This window comes from Metasolibacillus fluoroglycofenilyticus, from assembly GCF_003049645.1.
In the GTDB taxonomy this organism is placed as follows: domain Bacteria; phylum Bacillota; class Bacilli; order Bacillales_A; family Planococcaceae; genus Metasolibacillus; species Metasolibacillus fluoroglycofenilyticus.
In genome coordinates this window covers 321,880-340,894 of sequence record NZ_PYWK01000001.1, presented here as the reverse complement: position 1 = coordinate 340,894, position 19,015 = coordinate 321,880, and the positions used below count along the sequence as shown (strand labels likewise).

Sequence of the window (19,015 nt, the reverse complement as noted above, 5' to 3'; positions counted from 1 at the left end):
TTCTTTTTACGTTTATTTAGTTTTGGCATGATCCTGAAAGTTAATTATGCCTTTAGAAACTATTTTAGTCCAATTTTTCAAATCATGTTATCCATTATATACAAACATAGCGTAACTATGCTAGCTTCATTTTCTATTTTTTATTTTTGCAACCTCTTTCGCACCTATGTAAAAGAAAAATGCTGATAAAAGCAGTAAAGGAATCGAGGCCATTTGTCTATTATACAATACAAAGGTGGCAAATAAGCCCGTTATAATAACCATAAATGTTAGAAAGCTTTTCATTTTGCCACCCGCCCTTTTTGGTCTCATTCATCTTACTTCAGTATACTGCAATTATAGCACTTCAATATATTATTATATTTGCATTTTCGAAATTTTTTCAATTTTAACATCGGAGGTGTAAATTGGGCCGCTCAGAAAGCAATTGCTTTCCAAACAGCCCTAGTCAATTTACATATTACGACGGTATTGTCCACCCACTTCATAAAGTGCTTTCGTAATTTGGCCTAAGCTTGCAACTTGCACAGTATCCATTAATTGTGCAAAAATATTGCCACCTGTCACAGCTGCGTGCTTTAAGCGTTTGATTGCTTCATCTGCTTCGTTTGCATGACGTGCCTTAAATGCTTCTAAGTTCGCGATTTGTAAATCCTTTTCCTCCTGCGTTGCACGTGCAATTTCCATGCTGTCAATTTGCTCTGCTGAAGGTGGATTTGGATTTAGATACGTATTAACACCGATAATCGGTAACTCTCCAGAATGCTTCAAATGCTCATAGTACATGGACTCTTCTTGAATCTTTCCACGCTGATATTGCGTTTCCATTGCCCCAAGTACACCGCCACGGTCATTCATACGGTCAAATTCCTCTAGAACAGCCTGCTCTACTAAATCCGTTAACTCCTCCACGATAAAGGCTCCTTGTAGAGGATTTTCGTTTTTCGATAAGCCGTGTTCTTTCGTAATAATCATTTGAATGGCCATCGCGCGTCGCACAGATTCCTCAGTCGGTGTTGTAATCGCTTCGTCATAGGCATTCGTGTGCAATGAATTACAATTGTCCTGCAGTGCCATTAATGCCTGCAATGTTGTACGAATATCATTGAAATCAATTTCCTGTGCATGTAAGCTACGACCTGATGTTTGAATATGGTATTTCAGCTTTTGCGAACGCTCGTTAGCGCCATATTTATCGCGCATTACAATTGCCCAAATACGGCGTGCAACACGACCAATTACCGTATATTCAGGGTCTAAACCGTTCGAGAAGAAGAAGCTCAAATTTGGTGCAAAATCATCGATATGCATGCCTCGGCTTAAATAATATTCCACATAAGTAAAGCCATTTGCTAATGTAAAGGCAAGCTGTGAAATTGGATTTGCCCCTGCCTCCGCAATATGATAGCCCGAAATTGATACCGAGTAGTAATTGCGCACTTTATGGTCAATAAAATATTGCTGAATATCGCCCATCATGCGCAGCGCAAATTCCGTAGAGAAAATACATGTATTTTGACCTTGGTCTTCCTTTAAAATATCAGCTTGCACTGTGCCACGCACGACCTGAAGCGTTTTTGCACGCACTTCAGCAAATTCTTCCACTGTGAGGACACGCCCTAGCTCCTCCTCATGCTTTTTTACCTGCTGGTCAATTGCTGTATTCATAAACATCGCTAAAATAATTGGCGCTGGTCCATTAATTGTCATTGATACAGATGTGGAAGGTGCACATAAGTCAAAGCCTGCATACAGCTTTTTCATATCATCTAAAGTACAAATGCTGACGCCTGATTCCCCAACTTTACCGTAAATATCAGGTCTTATATGTGGGTCCTCGCCGTATAACGTTACCGAGTCAAATGCCGTTGATAAACGCTTAGCATCATCGTCCTTTGATAAATAGTGGAAGCGTTTATTTGTGCGCTCTGGCGTCCCCTCTCCAGCAAATTGACGCTTCGGGTCTTCTCCTTCACGTTTAAACGGGAATACTCCTGCTGTATATGGGAATTCGCCCGGTACATTTTCCGCATAGACCCAACGTAAAATTTCACCGTAGTCTACAAATTTCGGCAAGGCAACTTTCGGAATTTTTGTACCTGATAAAGATGTCGTTCGCAAAACTGTACGAATTTCCTTGTCACGCACTTTCGTTACAAGCTCTTCACCAGCATACGCCTCTTTTAAAGCTGCCCAGTTCGCTAAAATTCGCTTAGATTCAGCGGATAATTCATTTTTGACCGCTTCTATTAATGTATCAATTGATGCAATTAATGCTTCCTCTGATGCAGCAAGCTGCTGCCTTGTTCCCTCCAGCTGATATAATTTGCGAGCAAATTCCACTTGCTGTTCGGCTTTTTTATGATAACCACGCACTGCATCTGTAATTTCACGTAAATAATAGCGTCGCTCATTTGGAATAATCACATCTTGCTTTTGTGTTTTTATAGATTGCTCATAAGCTGTTTCCCAATCTAGTTCAAACTTTTCATTAATTATTTTTACAAGTGCTGCAAATAGAGAGTTTGTTCCTTTATCGTTAAATTGACTAGCAATCGTTCCATAAACAGGCATATCATCTAAATTAGCAGTCCATAGTTCACGTGAGCGTTGATACTGCTTTTGCACTTGACGCAGCGCATCCTCGGAGCCTTTACGCTCAAATTTATTAATTGCAATAATATCAGCAAAATCAATCATATCAATTTTTTCAAGTTGTGTCGGTGCACCGAATTCGCTCGTCATCACATACATGGACAAATCTGTATGCTTCGTAATTTCAGCGTCACCCTGACCGATACCACTTGTTTCAACAACGATTAAATCATAGCCAGCTACTTTTACAACATCGAGTACATCACCAATTGAAGCAGATAGCTCCGTATGTGAGTCTCGCGTTGCTAAGCTGCGCATATACACACGATTGTTGAAAATTGCATTCATACGAATACGGTCCCCTAGTAATGCGCCACCCGTTTTTTGCTTCGTTGGGTCCACCGAAATAATAGCGATTTTTTTATCTGGAAATTCTTGCAAGAAACGACGAATAAGCTCATCTGTTAAAGAGGATTTACCCGCCCCTCCAGTACCTGTAATCCCGAGAACAGGCGTATTTTTCGATTTAGTACGTGCCTCTTGCAATAAAGGCTGAACACCTTCACCACCAATTTCCGCAGCCGTAATTAAATTTGCTAAAATTTCAGGTGTATCCGTTGAAAGCTGATGGAGTTTTTCTAAATAATCGCCTTGCAATGTCGAAAAATCTGTCCCCTCAATTTGACGATTAATCATCCCCTGCAAGCCAAGTACACGCCCATCCTCTGGTGAGAAAATACCTGCGATGCCGTATTCATGTAGTTCTTTAATTTCACGCGGTAAAATAACGCCACCACCGCCACCATAAATTTTAATATGTGGTGCACCTTTCTCTCGCAAAAGGTCGTACATATATTTGAAATATTCCATATGCCCGCCTTGATAGCTTGAAATAGCGATTCCTTGTGCATCCTCTTGAATAGCTGCATTCACAACCTCTTCAACAGAGCGGTTATGTCCTAAATGAATCACTTCCACACCACTTGATTGTAAAATGCGGCGCATAATATTAATCGATGCATCATGCCCATCAAATAAACTAGATGCCGTCACGAAGCGTACATGATGCTGCGCACGGTATACCTCTACTTTTCCCATTGCTCTTTCCCCTTTCGTTTGCAATTTGCCCCTTATAGTAAAAGCGCAAATTGCATAGCGGCTACGTATGCAATTTGCGCTAATTTTAGCTAAAATTTTTTCCTACTGCTTGCGCATAATACCAAATAACAATGTATTCGTTTGGTATGCAATAAACTCATCGACTGTACAATGCTTATGCAAGGCCCACTTTCGAAATGCCCAGCTTTGCCCTTGTATAACGATATGGTTCGCTGCTAAAAATAACTCCTGCTCTGAGAGGCGCAAGACTTCTTGTTCGGCACAATTTTTCAGTATATTTTGAAAGAGTGCAACCATTTCCAATTCTTTATTTAAAACGTAATGCAGCGCCTCTTTCGATAATGACTTTGATTCTTGATACATAATTGTGAATGCATCTGTCATGCTATCAATTAATAAAAAGTACTGCTTAATCGCTTCTTTTAGCTCATCAATTGTGCCCGAATGCTGTGGGAAACGATCAAGTCGCTGCTTTACTTCGTGGTAAATGCTGTCACATAGCAAGTACAGCACATCTTCCTTCGTGCGTACATATTCATATAATGTACCAATACTAAAGCCCGCTACTTTAGCAATTTCACGTGTCGTCGCTCGATGAAAGCCCTTTTCTTTAAATAGCACAATCGCTGCATTAATAATTTGTTGGCGGCGAAATTCGATTAATTGCGCATCTTTTACAGACGTCTCAACTTGCAGTTTTTCCTTGCTCTTAGCCATATATCACTTCGTTAAATTACGCGAAATTACAAGGCGTTGAATTTCTTGTGTGCCTTCGTAAATCTGCGTAATTTTTGCATCGCGCATAAAGCGCTCTACAGGATAATCTTTTGTATAGCCGTAGCCTCCAAAAATTTGCACTGCCTCCGTTGTCACGTCCATCGCTGTATCGCCTGCCATTAATTTTGCCATCGCTGATGCTTGGCCGTATGGTAAATCATTCGACTCCAGCCAAGCTGCCTGATATGTTAATAAACGCGATGCTTCAACCGCTGTTGCCATATCTGCAAGTTTAAATGAAACGCCTTGATTCGCTGCAATCGGCTTGCCAAATTGCACCCGTTCCTTCGCGTATTCTACCGCTGCATCTAATGCGCCTTGTGCAATACCAACCGCTTGTGCAGCAATTCCGTTGCGTCCACCATCTAATGTTTTCATCGCGATAATAAAGCCTTGTCCGACTTCACCTAGTACATTTTCCTTTGGTACACGGCAATTATCAAAGACGATTTCCGTTGTTGGCGATGAACGAATACCTAACTTTTTCTCTTTTTTCCCTACAGAGAAGCCCGGCATATCTGCTTCTACAATAAAAGCTGTTGTCCCATGCTTCGCCTCTGGGTCAGTTACAGCAAAAACAACATAAATGTCTGCAATCCCACCGTTTGTAATAAAGATTTTCGAACCATTTAGTACATAGTGGTCACCATCTAATGTTGCATAAGTTTTCATACCGCCTGCATCAGAGCCTGAGCCTGGCTCTGTTAAGCCGTATGCGCCGATTTTTTTACCTTCTGCCATTGGGCGAAGATATTTTTGCTTTTGCTCCTCTGAACCATATTTATAAATTGGCCAGCCTGCTAATGACGTGTGTGCTGATAATGTTACGCCTGTTGATGCACAAACGCGCGAAAGCTCCTCTACTGCGATACAGTATGCAAGATAATCAAAACCTGCACCACCATACTCCTCTGGCCATGGGATACCCGTTAAACCTAACTCCGCCATTTTATCAAAAATCGCGCGGTCAAACGTCTCATGTTCATCGCGCTCTGCCGCACTCGGAGCTACTTCATTTATAGCAAAATCTCGAATCATTTCACGTAATTGCTCATGTTCCTCTGTTAATTGAAAATTCATTTCTTAATCCCCCTTGTATTTATTTCAATAGGTTTTTTCCAATAACAATGCGCTGAATTTCACTCGTACCCTCATAAATTTCCGTTACTTTAGCATCACGGAAATAGCGTTCCACTGGATAATCCTCTGTATAACCGTAGCCTCCAAACACTTGCACCGCATCAATTGCTACTTGAACTGCTGTTTTAGAGGCAAATAGTTTCGCCATAGATGCTTCCTTTCCACATGCCATGCCCTGCGAGCGTAAATTTGCAGCCTGATAAACAAGAAGCTTCGCCGCCTCTACCGCCGTCGCCATATCCGCTAGCTTAAAGCCTACACCTTGCTGTGCGGCGATTGGCTTGCCAAACTGTACACGTTCCTTAGCATACGCTGTCGCTGCCTCCAAAGCTGCTTCTGCAATGCCTAATGCCTGCGCCGCAATCCCAATGCGACCTGCATCTAAGTTTGCCATCGCGATTTTGAAACCTTCCCCTTCGTTCCCTAGCAAATTGTCTGCTGGCACTAGCATATTTTCAAATGTCAGCTGTACTGTGCGTGAGCCATGTAAGCCCATTTTTTGCTCATCCTTACCAATAATTAAACCAGGTGTATCCTTCTCTACGATAAACGCTGAAATACCGCGTGAGCCAAGCTCTGGCTTTGTATTAGCAAAGACAATATAAACATCCGCTTCTCCGCCGTTTGTAATAAATACTTTCGAGCCATTAATAACATAATGGTCTCCCTCTTTAACAGCACGTGACTTTAATGAGCCTGCATCACTACCAGCACCAGGCTCAGTTAAACAGAAGGCTCCTAAATATTCTCCTGTGGCTAGCTTTGACACATACTTTTCCTTCTGTGTGTCATTGCCAAAATAAAGAATTGGATTCGTACCGACAGATGTGTGTACAGATAAAATAACTCCTACTACTGCACTGACTTTCGATAGCTCATGAATAGCGATAATATATGATGTAAAGTCCATTTCTGAGCCGCCATACTGTTCAGGTGCTGTTATCCCCATTAAACCAAGCTCGCCCATCTTCTTCAAAATTTCGCGTGGAAATTCACCAGCCTCCATTCGTTCAACAAATGGTGCAATCTCACTTTCTGCAAAGTTCTTTACCATGCCGCGCATCATTTGCTGTTCTTCTGTAAAACGTAATTCCATCGTGTACTCCTCCTAGTCGTATACGTAAAAGCCGCGCCCTGATTTCTTACCTAACCAGCCTGCTGCTACGTATTTGCGTAACAATGGGCAAGGGCGATACTTACTATCACCAAAGCCATCATGTAAAATTTCCATAATGTATAGACATGTGTCTAAGCCAATAAAGTCTGCCAATGTTAACGGCCCCATTGGGTGATTCATGCCGAGCTTCATCACATCATCAATGGCTTCCTTTGTCGCAACACCTTCATAAAGTGCATAAATTGCTTCATTAATCATCGGCATTAAAATACGGTTCGAAATAAAGCCTGGGAAGTCATTTACTTCTACAGGGGTTTTCGCTAACTTGACTGTCATCTCCTCTACTGCTTTATAAACTTCATCAGCAGTTGCCAAGCCGCGAATAATTTCTACCAGCTTCATTACAGGCACCGGATTCATAAAATGCATACCAATCACTTGCTCTGGTCGAGTTGTTACAGCAGCAATTTCTGTTATTGGTAAGCTCGATGTATTCGTCGCTAAAATCGCATGCTTTGGCGCAATCGTATCAAGCTGTTTGAAAATTGATTGTTTTATTTCCATATTTTCCACTGCTGCTTCAATAACGATATCCACATTACTTGCATCCTGTAAATCTAACGACATCGTAATACGCGCTAGAATTTCTTGCTTTTCTTCCTCTGTTTTACGTCCCTTTTCTACATCACGCGTTAAATTTTTTGTAATTACCCCTATGCCTCGTTCAAAAAATTCCTGCTTAATATCATTTAGCAAAACTGTATAGCCAGCCTGTGCACAAACTTGCGCAATTCCTGAGCCCATTTGTCCTGCGCCAATTACCATTACCTTTTGAATCATGCTTCTGCCCCCACTTCAATCATAATTGCATCCCCTTGACCGCCACCTGAACAAATAGCTGCGATGCCGATACCGCCACCGCGACGGCGTAATTCATAAGCTAAAGTTAAAATAATACGTGCACCGCTTGCACCTATTGGATGACCAAGCGCAACCGCACCACCATTTACATTTACTTTATTTTCATCTAAGCCAGCTATTTTATTGCTAACGAGTGCAACTGCTGCGAACGCCTCGTTAATTTCAAATAAATCAATATCAGCTAATGTCTTCCCTGTTTTATTGAGTAATGCTTGAATGACAAGCCCTGGCGTTTGCGGAAAATCCTGTGGCGCTACACCAACCTCCGCATGTCCGATAATCGTCGCAAGCGGCTTGCGATTTTCACGTTGCGCTCGCTCCTCACTCATACATACTAATGCACAAGCTCCATCGTTCACTCCTGGTGCATTCCCCGCTGTAATCGTACCATCCTTGCTAAACGCTGATTTCAATCCTGATAACGCTTCCAAAGTTGTGCTAGCTCGTGGTGCTTCATCTGTCTTCACAACGACTGGCTCTCCTTTACGCTGAGGAATTTCGATTGCTACAATTTCCTCTGCCAGCTTACCAGATTCCATCGCTTGTAATGTAAGCTGATGGCTACGTAATGCCCATTCATCCTGCTGCTCACGTGTAATCTGAAAGCTATCCGCAGTCTGATTACCATATGTCCCCATATGTACACGCTGTGGATCAAATGCACAAGATAGTCCGTCAAATACCATACCATCTACAAGCTGCCCATCTCCCATACGTAAACCAAAGCGTCCCTTTGGTAAATAGTACGGTGCATTCGACATCGACTCCATACCACCTGCAACAATCACTTCCTCGTCCCCTAATCGAATTAGCTGATCTGCAAGCGTCACACTTCGCATCCCCGATGCACACACTTTATTGACCGTCTCCGTTTTTACATTCCATGGAATACCAGCTTTCGTCGCAGCTTGACGGGAAGGAATTTGCCCTTGCCCAGCCTGCAACACTGTTCCCATGATGACCTCTCCAACATTTTCAGGTTCGAGATTCGCTCTTTCTAATGCAGCTTTTATAGCTGCCCCTCCTAAATCACTCGCCTGCAAGCTCGATAAGCCTCCCCCAAACTTACCAAATGCCGTACGTGCACCATCTAAAATAACTGTTCTATTCAAAATAAACACCCCTTGTTTAGTTTCGACTGAACGCTCGCTCAGTTATTGTATAAAAAAATATTTAATTGTGCTATTAGTTCAAATTTTACTAGAAAGAATGTGAATTTTCAATCACTGTTTTAAGCTTTTTTAAACTTGCTTGCTTAGATTAATTTATTTTTCTAGTCTGAAAGTAACAATTCGCCCGATTAATAGTTGTTTTGCCCATAGAAATCAATTACACCTCAACGTAATTGCTTCCTGTTTTTTTAAGTAGTTTGATGAAAATTAACCTAAAATCGTCCCGCGCTGTGACATCCGCCGCAAGTCTAAGCAACATGATGTTGGTCACTCAGTCGTTACCTTAGTGTACAGTGGACTTAGGCTGAGTTCCTCTTAATTAATGGGAAATCAGTCTAATGCTTGTATTCATCTCACCATTTATGAGGGAAATACTTTTGTACCTATACTTGGCATTTTGCAATCGTTACAAAACCATGTGCTCCACGCAGAAAAATTGCTGAATGAAGTTCAAAGCACAAGAAATCGGCATTTTTATCAAATGGATTTCTTGTGCTTTTTCAGGGCTTCTTCTGCTTGCTTGAACTTCTATTCTCTTTTTTCTGTCGATGCTTCCTCCGTAGCAGAAGCTTCAGATTCTACCTCTTGAGTAGATTCTACTTGTTCCACAGCTGCATCTATTTGCTCTGATGCTACCTCCTCAATAGGAGCTGGTTCAACCTGTTCAGTCATTGGCTCTGGAATCCCTTCTTCAGCAAGAACTTCAACTTCCTCCTCTACAGGAGCCTCCACTACTTTATCACCGAAAACGGCACGTTCTAGAATTTCTGCGATGTCAAATGTACCTACTGTATCTTCTACTTCTTTTGCTTTTGTGCCATCTGATAACATCGTTAAGCAGTAAGGGCAGCCAGAGGAAATAACAGAGGCATCCGTCGCTAATGCCTGCTCTGTGCGGGCAACATTAATGCGATTGCCGACATGCTCTTCCATCCACATTAAGCCTCCACCAGCGCCACAGCACATACCTGTTTCACGGTTACGCTCCATTTCTACAAGCTTCACACCTGCAATGCCTTTTAAAATTTCACGTGGTGGGTCATAAACATCATTATATCTACCTAAGTAACAAGAATCGTGGAAAACAATTGTTTCCTCTACTTTATGATTCATAACCAATTGACCTTGTTGAATTAAATCGTATAGTAGCTCTGTATGGTGCAATACCTCACCATTCCAGCCAAAGTCCTTATACTCATTTTTGAAAATATTATAAGCGTGCGGATCGATTGTCACGATTTTTTTAACATCATTTTTCTCAAATTCATCAATATTAGCTGTCGCTAGCTCTTGGAATAAAAACTCGTTTCCTAAGCGACGTGGTGTATCACCTGAGTTTTTCTCTTTATTACCTAAAATCGCAAATTTCACGCCTGCCTCATTCATTAAACGCGCAAACGCCAATGCAATTTTTTGAGAACGATTGTCGAATGAGCCCATTGAGCCTACCCAGAATAAATATTCCATTTCCTCGCCCGATTTTTTCAATTCCTTAATAGTTGGAATCGAAATCGACGAATCCAGCTCGCGCCAGTTTTCTTTCTCTTTACGGTTTAAGCCCCACGGATTTCCTTGACGCTCGATATTCGTCATCGCGCGCTGTGCATCTGGATTTACTTTTCCTTCTGTCATCGTTAAATAACGACGTAAATCAATAATTTTGTCAACATGCTCGTTCATAACTGGACATTGGTCCTCACAGTTACGGCAAGTTGTACAAGCCCAAATTTCTTCTTCTGTAATGACATCACCAATTAATGATGGGCTATAAATATTTTCAATAACCGCACCTTCTGCTCCTGCAGCCATAGCCAGTTGGTTACCTTGTGTGTTTTTGAACATTTGGTATGGTACCCATGGCTTTTGCTTCGTTACGATAGCACCTGTATTTGTTAAATGGTCACGCAATTTGACAATTAAGTCCATTGGAGACAGCATTTTTCCTGTTCCTGTTGCTGGACACATATTTGTACAGCGCCCACATTCCACACATGCATAAAGGTCGATTAATTGTTTTTGTGTAAAATCTTGAATTTTCCCTACACCAAGCGTCGGCATGTCCTCTTCATCCTCTGCCTCTTCAAGCGCTGAAAAGTCGATTGGACGAAGTGTGCCCATACGCTCTTGACGGTTTAAGAAAACATTGAAAATACTCGTAATCAGATGGAAATGCTTTGATTGTGGTACATAAACTAAGAATGTTAATAAAATAAGTAAATGCACCCACCACGCAACATAGAAAACAGCTGCTGCAATTTTTGGTGATAAGAAACCAAAAATAAAGGCAATAGCTGATGCTACTGGCTCTGAGCCTGTTAAACCATGCTCATGCCAAATTAAGCCCATCCCATTGGCAATTAGTGTCGAGACCATTAAACCACCGATGAAAATTAACACAAGTCCATTTTTTAAGCCGCGCTTTAAGCGAACAAGCTTCTCCACATAACGACGATAAAACGCTATAACAACCGCCACTAAAATTGTTAATGCCACAATTTCTTGGAAAAATGTAAAGAACGGATAAAGCGGACCAAACGGTAAATGCGATTCAGGCTTTAGCCCTTTCCAAATTAAATCAATTGCCCCAAGCTGAACAAGTAAAAAGCCATAGAAAAAGAGTACGTGTACAATCCCCATTTTTTTATCTTTTAATAGCTTGGACTGCCCAAATACCTTTTCTATAATATCGCTAATTCGGTCAGACATTTTTTGATTAAATTCTTCTTTTTTCCCCAATTTAATAAATTCATAGCGTGTTTTTAGTAAATATGCAAATAGTCCAACCCCATACAGCACTACTGCGATAAACGCTATCCAATTCACAATTAGCAATGTGCTCATTGTCTTTCCCCCTCATGAATTACTATATTAAGCAAACCCCTTTGTGTGCTTTCCCCTATTATTATAAAGTGTAATCTTCTATAAGTCATATTGTAATTTGTGAATGAGCATTCAGTCAATACTATTTTTATTATTTCTTATCTATTCAAGGCATTTCGAATACTCTCAAGAGCTAAATTCCATGTTTTTTAGAGTTTATTCTATGTTTTCTGGGATTTATTCCATGTTTTCTGAAGTTTATTCCATGTTTGCAAAGGTTTATTCTACGTTCTCAAATTTATCCTTATTTCAGCTAATGCTCAAAAAGCGCCCAAAACCTCGCAATTGCAAGGATTTTGGACGCTTTCTCCACTTCTTATTTAAACACATCTGCACTGCGAATGTATTCTATATCTGAAACTTTTAGTCTCACGTTTACTACTCGCGCGGCAGCGAATAAGTAGTCTGAAAGTCGATTCAAATATTTTTGTACGACTGGTGATACATCATTATCAGCCTTCATTAATGTTACCGTTTGGCGCTCTGCTCGGCGCGCTATTGTACGGGCAATATGAAGTGTGGCTGCAGCAGGCGAGCCACCAGGTAAAATGAAGCGGCGCAGTGGAGGTGCTTCCTCAACTAAAATGTCGATGCGAGCTTCCATTGTTTCGATTGGTGCTTCTGTTAGCTTGTAAACACGCTCTTTCATTACATTAGCTAAATCGCCACCACCATCAAATAATTCATGCTGAATGCTTTCTAAATCCGCTAAAATATCTTGGAACAATTCTTTCTCTAGCTCCGTCATCGCTTTACCAATAATTGAATTTAGCTCATCCATTGTGCCGTATGCCTCTACGCGTAAATCGTCCTTGTCTACTCGGCGTCCAATAATGCTTGTTTTACCTGTGTCCCCTTTTTTTGTATACAGTTTCATTTCACTCATCCTTCCTTTTTGTATTTTGCAATTGCTTTCGATGTCGCATCGAAAACGCCTCGCCCAATCCATTTACCCACTTTTGTAATAGGTCCTGCATAGGGCAGTTCTTCCCCGCTTTGTGTTGCGGCAATTAAAAGGCTATCTGTACTCGTACCTGTCGCGATTGTACCTGTTCGAGCATCTTGAATGTTTTGCTCTGCTAATGCCCTTGTTTTTGCTTCTGTTGCTGTAATCATCGCTTGATAGAATGCTTCATCAGATAGCTTTCCATTAATAATAACCCATGTATTGATTGTTCCGATATGCGGCTGCTCCTCTTGCTCATAGGCTCTTGTCACATCTACAGCATTGTCTATGCCGGCTGTGACTGCAATGAGCACAAGTCCATCCGCATATGATTCAATTACAGCATTTTTTGCCGCAAGTGCTGTAAGCATAACCACTGTATTCGTCAGCACCAAGTCATGAGCCCTTAAAAATGACTCTACCTCGTCCTTCATATTTTCAGTATGATAAGTAGTTTCGACAGTGCGGTTAATAAAGGTCGTATACCAGCCCATACCTGCATTATAAACTGCCGATGATACAACCTTTAGCGGCGCCTCCGCTTGAAAGTGCACATAGCTATCGGTTATTGCGAAATGCTCCTTCATCACCGGCGCGAATACATTTTCCTGCTTGAGCCTTGGTAGCTGCGTTACTTGAGGCTTTGGTAGCTCTGGATGTGCATATGTAGTCACCCTTGCCCCGTAGACCTCTGCAATTTGCGCTTCTAGTAACACCTCATGCGGCTTGCCGAATGCCTTGACTTGCCCCTTATCCATTAACAAAAGCTCGTCACAATACAATGCTGCTAAGTTCATATCGTGAAAAACTGATACTACCGTTAATTCACATTCTAACGCTTGTTTGCGAATCATATCTAATATTTGCTGCTGATGCGCAATATCTAAATGATTTGTCGGCTCATCAAGCAATAAAAGATTCGCACATTGCGCAAGTGCCTGTGCGATAAAAGTACGCTGCTGCTCACCGCCCGATAAATATTCCAAATAAGCATGCTCATATTGTTGCACACCTGTTTGTCGCATCGCCGTTTGTACAGCCTGCTCATCTTGCTCCGACCAACTGGCAAAGAAACTAGATTGATGCGGATAACGACCGAGCGACACCGCATCACGTACAGAATTGGAAAAAGCGTTAGCATGTAACTGAGGCAGTACAGCCATTTTTTTCGCAAGCTCCTTCGTTGAATAGGCATCAATTCCCTTACCATCGAGTAAAATTTGTCCACTTATTGTAGGTAAAACGCCGCTAATCACCTTTAACAATGTAGATTTGCCACTACCATTCGGTCCGAGAATCCCCAGTATTTTCCCTTTAGATACTGTGAATGAAACATTTTTAATAATCGGTGTCGCACCGTAGCCACCAGAAATTTGCTCTACTTGTAGCATTATGCTCCCCCTTTTCTACGTTGCTTGTAAAAAATATAAGCAAAAATGGGCGCACCGATAAATGCTGTAATGACCCCAATAGGCAGCTCTGTTGGCGCAATGATTGTACGTGACACTAAATCGCAAATCACGAGAAGGCTTGCGCCATTAATGAGCGATAAAATTAGCAGCAAACGGTGGTCTGCGCCGACAAGCATGCGCACCATATGTGGCACGACAAGCCCAACGAAACCAATCGTACCAGAGACGGCAACCGCAGCACCTGTCAGTATAGAACCACCAGCTAAAATAATATATTTACTGCGCTTCACATCAACGCCTAAATGCTTTGCACGCTCTTCTCCGTAAACCATCGCATTCAACTCACGACGGTTTAACCAAATTAAAAGTACACCGATAATAACGAACGGGATAATCATTTGCACATATGGCCAGCCGCGCATCGAAACGCTACCAAGTAGCCAGCCCATAATCATTCGTAGCTGCTCCCCTGTCAACGCAATCATTAAAGAAATACAGGAACCTAAAAAAGAGCTAAAAATAACCCCAGTTAATATTAATGTCTCCATTTTCATCGTTCGGTCAACAAGGCGCGCAAAAGTCATCACAATTATCATTGTTATCGCTGCGCCAAGCATACTAAAAATCGGCAATGTGAAAACGCCAAGCATCGGAAGCGATACTGAAAAATAAATAGTTGCCACTGCACCGACAGAGGCCCCTGACGAGATACCGAGCGTATATGGATCAGCGAGTGGGTTTTTTAATAAACCTTGAAATGCTGCCCCCGCTATCGCCAGCGACGCACCAACGAGCGCAGCAAGCATTACTCTAGGCATTCGAATATTCCATAAAATACTGTAGGCGGTTGGGTCAGCCTCTCTATCCCATAAAGTAGATAGCGGTATGTTCACTGAACCTACCGCAACTCCTAACCATATACTTATGAGTAGTAATGCAATTGATATGACATATGCAATTACTGCCTTTTTATTTTGACTCAAATAGAATCGCCTGCCTTTAAATAAACGCTTATTCTGGAGTAGGACTATCCAAAAAGGGAATTTTGTATTGGTATCATATTAAAAGGGAGATTTTCGTTTCTTCTCTATCGCTTAGGAATAAACCTTTTACCAAAAAGTCATCGTCCAAAACGCCGATTATAGACGTTTTTTTTAGATGTCCCCTTTATTTGGAATAATCAACAAATGTTCAATTTCTTATAATTCTTTTAGGCAGCCCTCATCCAGATTTATCCCGCATTAACGAGCAGTAAATCGCCCACTTCAAGACTTAAGTGACAATACGCTAAAAGATAAGTGCGAGATTAACTGCCCGTAAATGCCCGAGTAGGTCAACTAACAATCAGTGAGGATGAGGAATCCCACTGATTGAAGTTTCACTTTATTTAAAAATTTCTGGATACATTGCCTTTGCAATTGATTCTACCCCATCCGCAATGCGAGGACCTTGACGGCTTGTCATACTGCCATCTACAGTGTAAACTGCGCCGTTTTTCACCGCATCCATTTCAGCAAATGCTGGGTTATTTAAAACTGCGTCCACATCTTCTGCGTATGTCACGATAATTGTGCTTGGATTGCTTGCAACAAAATCCTCTGGACTATACATTGGCCATTCATCCGCTTCAACAACGTTTTTAATATTGATTGCTTTTAGCATCTCATCCATAAATGTGTTTTGACCAACTGCATAAATATCTGGTGTCATACCAACAACAACGAAAGCTGATTTTTCTTCTTGTCCTTCCACTTTTGCCTGTATATCAGCTAGCTTCGTTTTAATAGATTCCACCATTTTCTCTGCTTCTTCTACTTTACCTGTTAAAGTACCGATTTGTTCCATTGTCATATATGTTTCTTCAAATGTTGCCGCATTTTTAACGACGAACACCGTTACGCCCGCTGCTTCTAATTGCTCTAATGCTGGCTCAACTGCGAACATGCTTGATTCATGTGCAAAAACAATATCGGGCTGTAAGGAGACGATTTTTTCAACATTGTATTCCATGCTACCGACTCTTTCTTTTTCAGCTACTGCTGGTGGATAATCATCAATATCGTTGACGCCAACAACCTCATTTTCTAAATTTAAAGCAAATAAAATTTCTGTATTTGATGGTGTTAAAGAGATGATTTTTTCTGGTGCACGCTCAAGCGTAACCTCTCTGCCTAAAGCATCTGTTACTGTCGCAGGAAAGGCTGCGGCGAGCTCGTCCGTTTCTTGCTGTACTTCTGTTTGCTGCTCACCTTGCGTTTGTGGCTCGTTATTGTCATCCTGTCCACACGCTGCAAGCAAGCCTGTTGCTAACAACATCGTCATTATAATTGACCAAAACTTTTTCACTTCTAATTCCTCCTAATTAAACAAAATAACAAAAAAATCCCTCGACAAATACGAGAGATTATAATAGGGCACTATTAAAATAGCGGCGCCACCCTATCCTCGTAGGTTGTCATTGGCTTTACACGAAAGGCAGGTCTCCTGGCTTATGCATCATACATCTCTAGCGCCTTCCCGAAAATTCAGTGGCATACCGCTAGAAACTAGCATTTACAGTGGCGGGACCGCATCAGATTTTCACTGATTTCCCTTTTACTCCTTATCATCTACAAGGAACCTTTTGTGCTTCACTATGAACTTTTTTATCTTTGACAATGAATAAAATCTCAATGTCTCCACTTTAATTATAGCGAAAAAATTGAGATTGTGTAGGTGCTAAATATGGTAGTTATACTCTTCAGGTAGTACGCGACGTAAAAACTGCTTTGTGCGCTCCTCTTTTGGTTGTACAAAAATCTCATGCGCGGAGCCTTCCTCAACAATTTGACCTCCATCCATAAAAATGACATGGCTTGCTACATCTCGCGCAAATGACATTTCATGTGTGACGACAATCATCGTTGTGCCAGACTTCGCGATTGTTTTCATGACCTCTAAAACTTCCCCTACAAGCTCGGGGTCAAGCGCTGATGTCGGCTCATCAAATAAAATTACATCAGGCGATAATACAATAGCTCGGGCTATACCAACCCGCTGCTGCTGACCACCAGATAATTGACTTGGGTAGGCATCATATTTATGCGTCAAACCTACTTGATCGAGTGCCTCTTTCGCAAGTCCATACGCTTTCTCCTTATTCATTTTCCTACCTATAATTAAGCCTTCTGCGACATTTTCCAGTGCCGTTTTATTATGAAATAAATTATAATTTTGAAATACAAAGGCGGTTTTTTTACGTACAGCAAGCACTTCCTTTTTAGAGGCATTTTTTAAATCAACTGTTATTTCACCAAAGCTCGCCGTTCCTTTATCCGCACGCTCCAAAAAATTAATACAGCGCAGCAATGTTGTTTTACCTGAACCACTGGGACCTAAAATAACAACAACATCCCCTTTCGAAACGGTTAAATCAACACCCTTTAAAATCTCATTATGCCCGAATGATTTATGAATATTTGTAATTTGTAGCACTGGCTCTCCCCCTAGCTTTGAAGATTCATTTTATAGCGGCTTAAATAGCGTTCATAGCGTTTAAATAAATATTCTACCGTCATACATAAAATTAAATAAACGATGAAAATATCAATATATGCCTCTAAATAATTGTAGCCAACATTCGCAGCAACCTTCGCCTTCAACGTAATTTCCTGTAATGAGATGGCATAGCCGAGCGATGTCGCCTTAATCAAATTAATCGTTGCAGTACATAAATTAGGTAGCGCCGCTACTAATGATTGTGGGATGACAATACGCCAGTAAGCCTGTGCCGTTGTCAAGCCAACAGAATGCGCCGCCTCTAGCTGCCCTTTAGGAACAGTTTGCAATGCAGAGCGGAACACCTCAGTTAAAACTGCGGCTGTATTAAACGTAAATATAATAAGGGCATACCATAATGGATTCACATCATAAATGGAGTAATTGATATTATATTTTTCAAATAGACCTGCTAAAATGAGTGGGATGCTGCTGTAGAGCACAAAAATTTGAATAATTACTGGCGTGCCACGCACAAAAGACACATAAATTTTTGTTAAGCGGTTAATAATCGGCACTTCATAAATACGCGACATGGCAAGTAGAAAAGCTAAAGGTATTGCTAATATAAGCGATACAATCGTTACCAATAACGCAATTGGCACACCGCTAAGCGCAACCCAAAAGGTATCTATTAAAAATGCTATATTAATAAAATCCATGCACATCACTCCTTATGTCGCCTTGATTGAGCTCTTCCCTTTGCTAAATGCTCGCTCCAATTTTGCAAATAGCTTTTCTAACGTAATCGACAAAATCCAATAAATAATAGCTAAAGCCATAAAAATTTCTAACGTATGCGTACCATAGTTATTCGCAATAATTAAATTTGCCTTTCCTACAATATCAATAAAGCCTATCGTATAGGCAAGTGCCCCTTCCTGTAATACCGCAATTAAGCCATTGCCAAAATTCGGTATGGCAACAACAAATGCTTGTGGAAAAACAATGCGTCGATAGGCTTGCAGTGGTGTGAGACCGACGCTAACAGCTGCCTCATGCTGTCCTCTATCAATTGCTAAATAAGAAGAACGAATTACCTCGGACATCATCGCCGCAAACTGTAAGCTAAATGTTATCACTACAAAAACACCTGTATGCACATTATGCAAATTGATATTTAATAAATTTTCAGCGAATGCCGGAACCCCGTAGTACACAAGAAATAACAATACGATAGAAGGTGTACAACGAATAATTGTTGTATAGCCATTCGCAAGCCAACGCAGCAATGCATGATTGCTCAATTTCGCCATCGCTAGTACCAATCCAGCAACACTACCAAAAACGACCGCAAGAGCAGCAACATATAATGTCACAAATAAAAATGGCAATAGCTGTGGAAGCGCTGACCATAAATAAGTGATATCAAAGTATTTTTCCATTCATCTCACCACCG

14 protein-coding genes and 1 riboswitch are annotated in these 19,015 nt (G+C 41.2%); all 14 genes read right to left on the bottom strand.

The features are described 5' to 3' along the window. Nucleotides 1–453: 453 nt before the first annotated feature. Complete coding sequence (gene icmF, locus C9J36_RS01505; protein ID WP_107942026.1) at nucleotides 454–3,693, bottom strand: fused isobutyryl-CoA mutase/GTPase IcmF; 3,240 nt, start codon at nucleotides 3,691–3,693, stop codon at nucleotides 454–456. Nucleotides 3,694–3,795: 102 nt separating this feature from the next. Beyond that, the gene (locus C9J36_RS01500) at nucleotides 3,796–4,431 is read right to left on the bottom strand and encodes a TetR/AcrR family transcriptional regulator (RefSeq protein WP_066168203.1); all 636 of its coding nucleotides are present in this window, start codon (nucleotides 4,429–4,431) and stop codon (nucleotides 3,796–3,798) included. A gap of 3 nt (nucleotides 4,432–4,434) precedes the next feature. Continuing rightward, nucleotides 4,435–5,571, bottom strand: coding sequence for an acyl-CoA dehydrogenase (locus tag C9J36_RS01495; protein ID WP_066168201.1), 1,137 nt, complete (start codon nucleotides 5,569–5,571; stop codon nucleotides 4,435–4,437). Between the two features lie 19 nt (nucleotides 5,572–5,590). Next, on the bottom strand, nucleotides 5,591–6,727 hold the full coding sequence (locus C9J36_RS01490; RefSeq protein WP_107942025.1) for an acyl-CoA dehydrogenase: 1,137 nt from the start codon (nucleotides 6,725–6,727) through the stop codon (nucleotides 5,591–5,593). 12 nt (nucleotides 6,728–6,739) lie between these two features. Further along, the gene (locus tag C9J36_RS01485; protein ID WP_107942024.1) at nucleotides 6,740–7,588 is read right to left on the bottom strand and encodes a 3-hydroxybutyryl-CoA dehydrogenase; all 849 of its coding nucleotides are present in this window, start codon (nucleotides 7,586–7,588) and stop codon (nucleotides 6,740–6,742) included. Beyond that, a complete protein-coding gene (locus C9J36_RS01480) occupies nucleotides 7,585–8,781 on the bottom strand; it encodes an acetyl-CoA C-acetyltransferase (RefSeq protein WP_066168195.1) in 1,197 nt (398 codons plus the stop codon). The genes C9J36_RS01485 and C9J36_RS01480 overlap by 4 nt, the downstream gene beginning before the upstream one ends. Nucleotides 8,782–9,369: 588 nt before the next feature. Beyond that, nucleotides 9,370–11,682: a (Fe-S)-binding protein gene (locus C9J36_RS01475; protein ID WP_107942023.1), complete on the bottom strand. Its 2,313-nt coding sequence runs from the start codon at nucleotides 11,680–11,682 to the stop codon at nucleotides 9,370–9,372. Nucleotides 11,683–12,037: 355 nt separating this feature from the next. Beyond that, nucleotides 12,038–12,598: a cob(I)yrinic acid a,c-diamide adenosyltransferase gene (locus C9J36_RS01470; RefSeq protein ID WP_066168449.1), complete on the bottom strand. Its 561-nt coding sequence runs from the start codon at nucleotides 12,596–12,598 to the stop codon at nucleotides 12,038–12,040. 5 nt (nucleotides 12,599–12,603) lie between these two features. Further along, a complete protein-coding gene (locus C9J36_RS01465) occupies nucleotides 12,604–14,058 on the bottom strand; it encodes an adenosylcobinamide amidohydrolase (RefSeq protein WP_107942022.1) in 1,455 nt (484 codons plus the stop codon). After that, entirely contained in the window at nucleotides 14,058–15,062 is a 1,005-nt protein-coding gene (locus C9J36_RS01460) for a FecCD family ABC transporter permease (protein ID WP_066168190.1), read from the bottom strand. Before C9J36_RS01460 ends, C9J36_RS01465 begins: the two co-directional genes overlap by 1 nt. A 400-nt stretch (nucleotides 15,063–15,462) precedes the next feature. Beyond that, nucleotides 15,463–16,425, bottom strand: coding sequence for an ABC transporter substrate-binding protein (locus C9J36_RS01455; RefSeq protein ID WP_107942021.1), 963 nt, complete (start codon nucleotides 16,423–16,425; stop codon nucleotides 15,463–15,465). Nucleotides 16,426–16,536: 111 nt separating this feature from the next. Then, a riboswitch (cobalamin riboswitch) is annotated at nucleotides 16,537–16,718 on the bottom strand. A 79-nt stretch (nucleotides 16,719–16,797) separates the two neighbouring features. Then, nucleotides 16,798–17,553, bottom strand: a complete 756-nt coding sequence (locus C9J36_RS01450; RefSeq protein WP_107942020.1) for an amino acid ABC transporter ATP-binding protein — start codon at nucleotides 17,551–17,553, stop codon at nucleotides 16,798–16,800. Between the two features lie 11 nt (nucleotides 17,554–17,564). Further along, on the bottom strand, nucleotides 17,565–18,278 hold the full coding sequence (locus C9J36_RS01445; protein ID WP_235615993.1) for an amino acid ABC transporter permease: 714 nt from the start codon (nucleotides 18,276–18,278) through the stop codon (nucleotides 17,565–17,567). 12 nt (nucleotides 18,279–18,290) lie between these two features. Continuing rightward, complete coding sequence (locus C9J36_RS01440; RefSeq protein WP_066168181.1) at nucleotides 18,291–19,001, bottom strand: amino acid ABC transporter permease; 711 nt, start codon at nucleotides 18,999–19,001, stop codon at nucleotides 18,291–18,293. Between the last annotated feature and the right edge of the window lie 14 nt (nucleotides 19,002–19,015).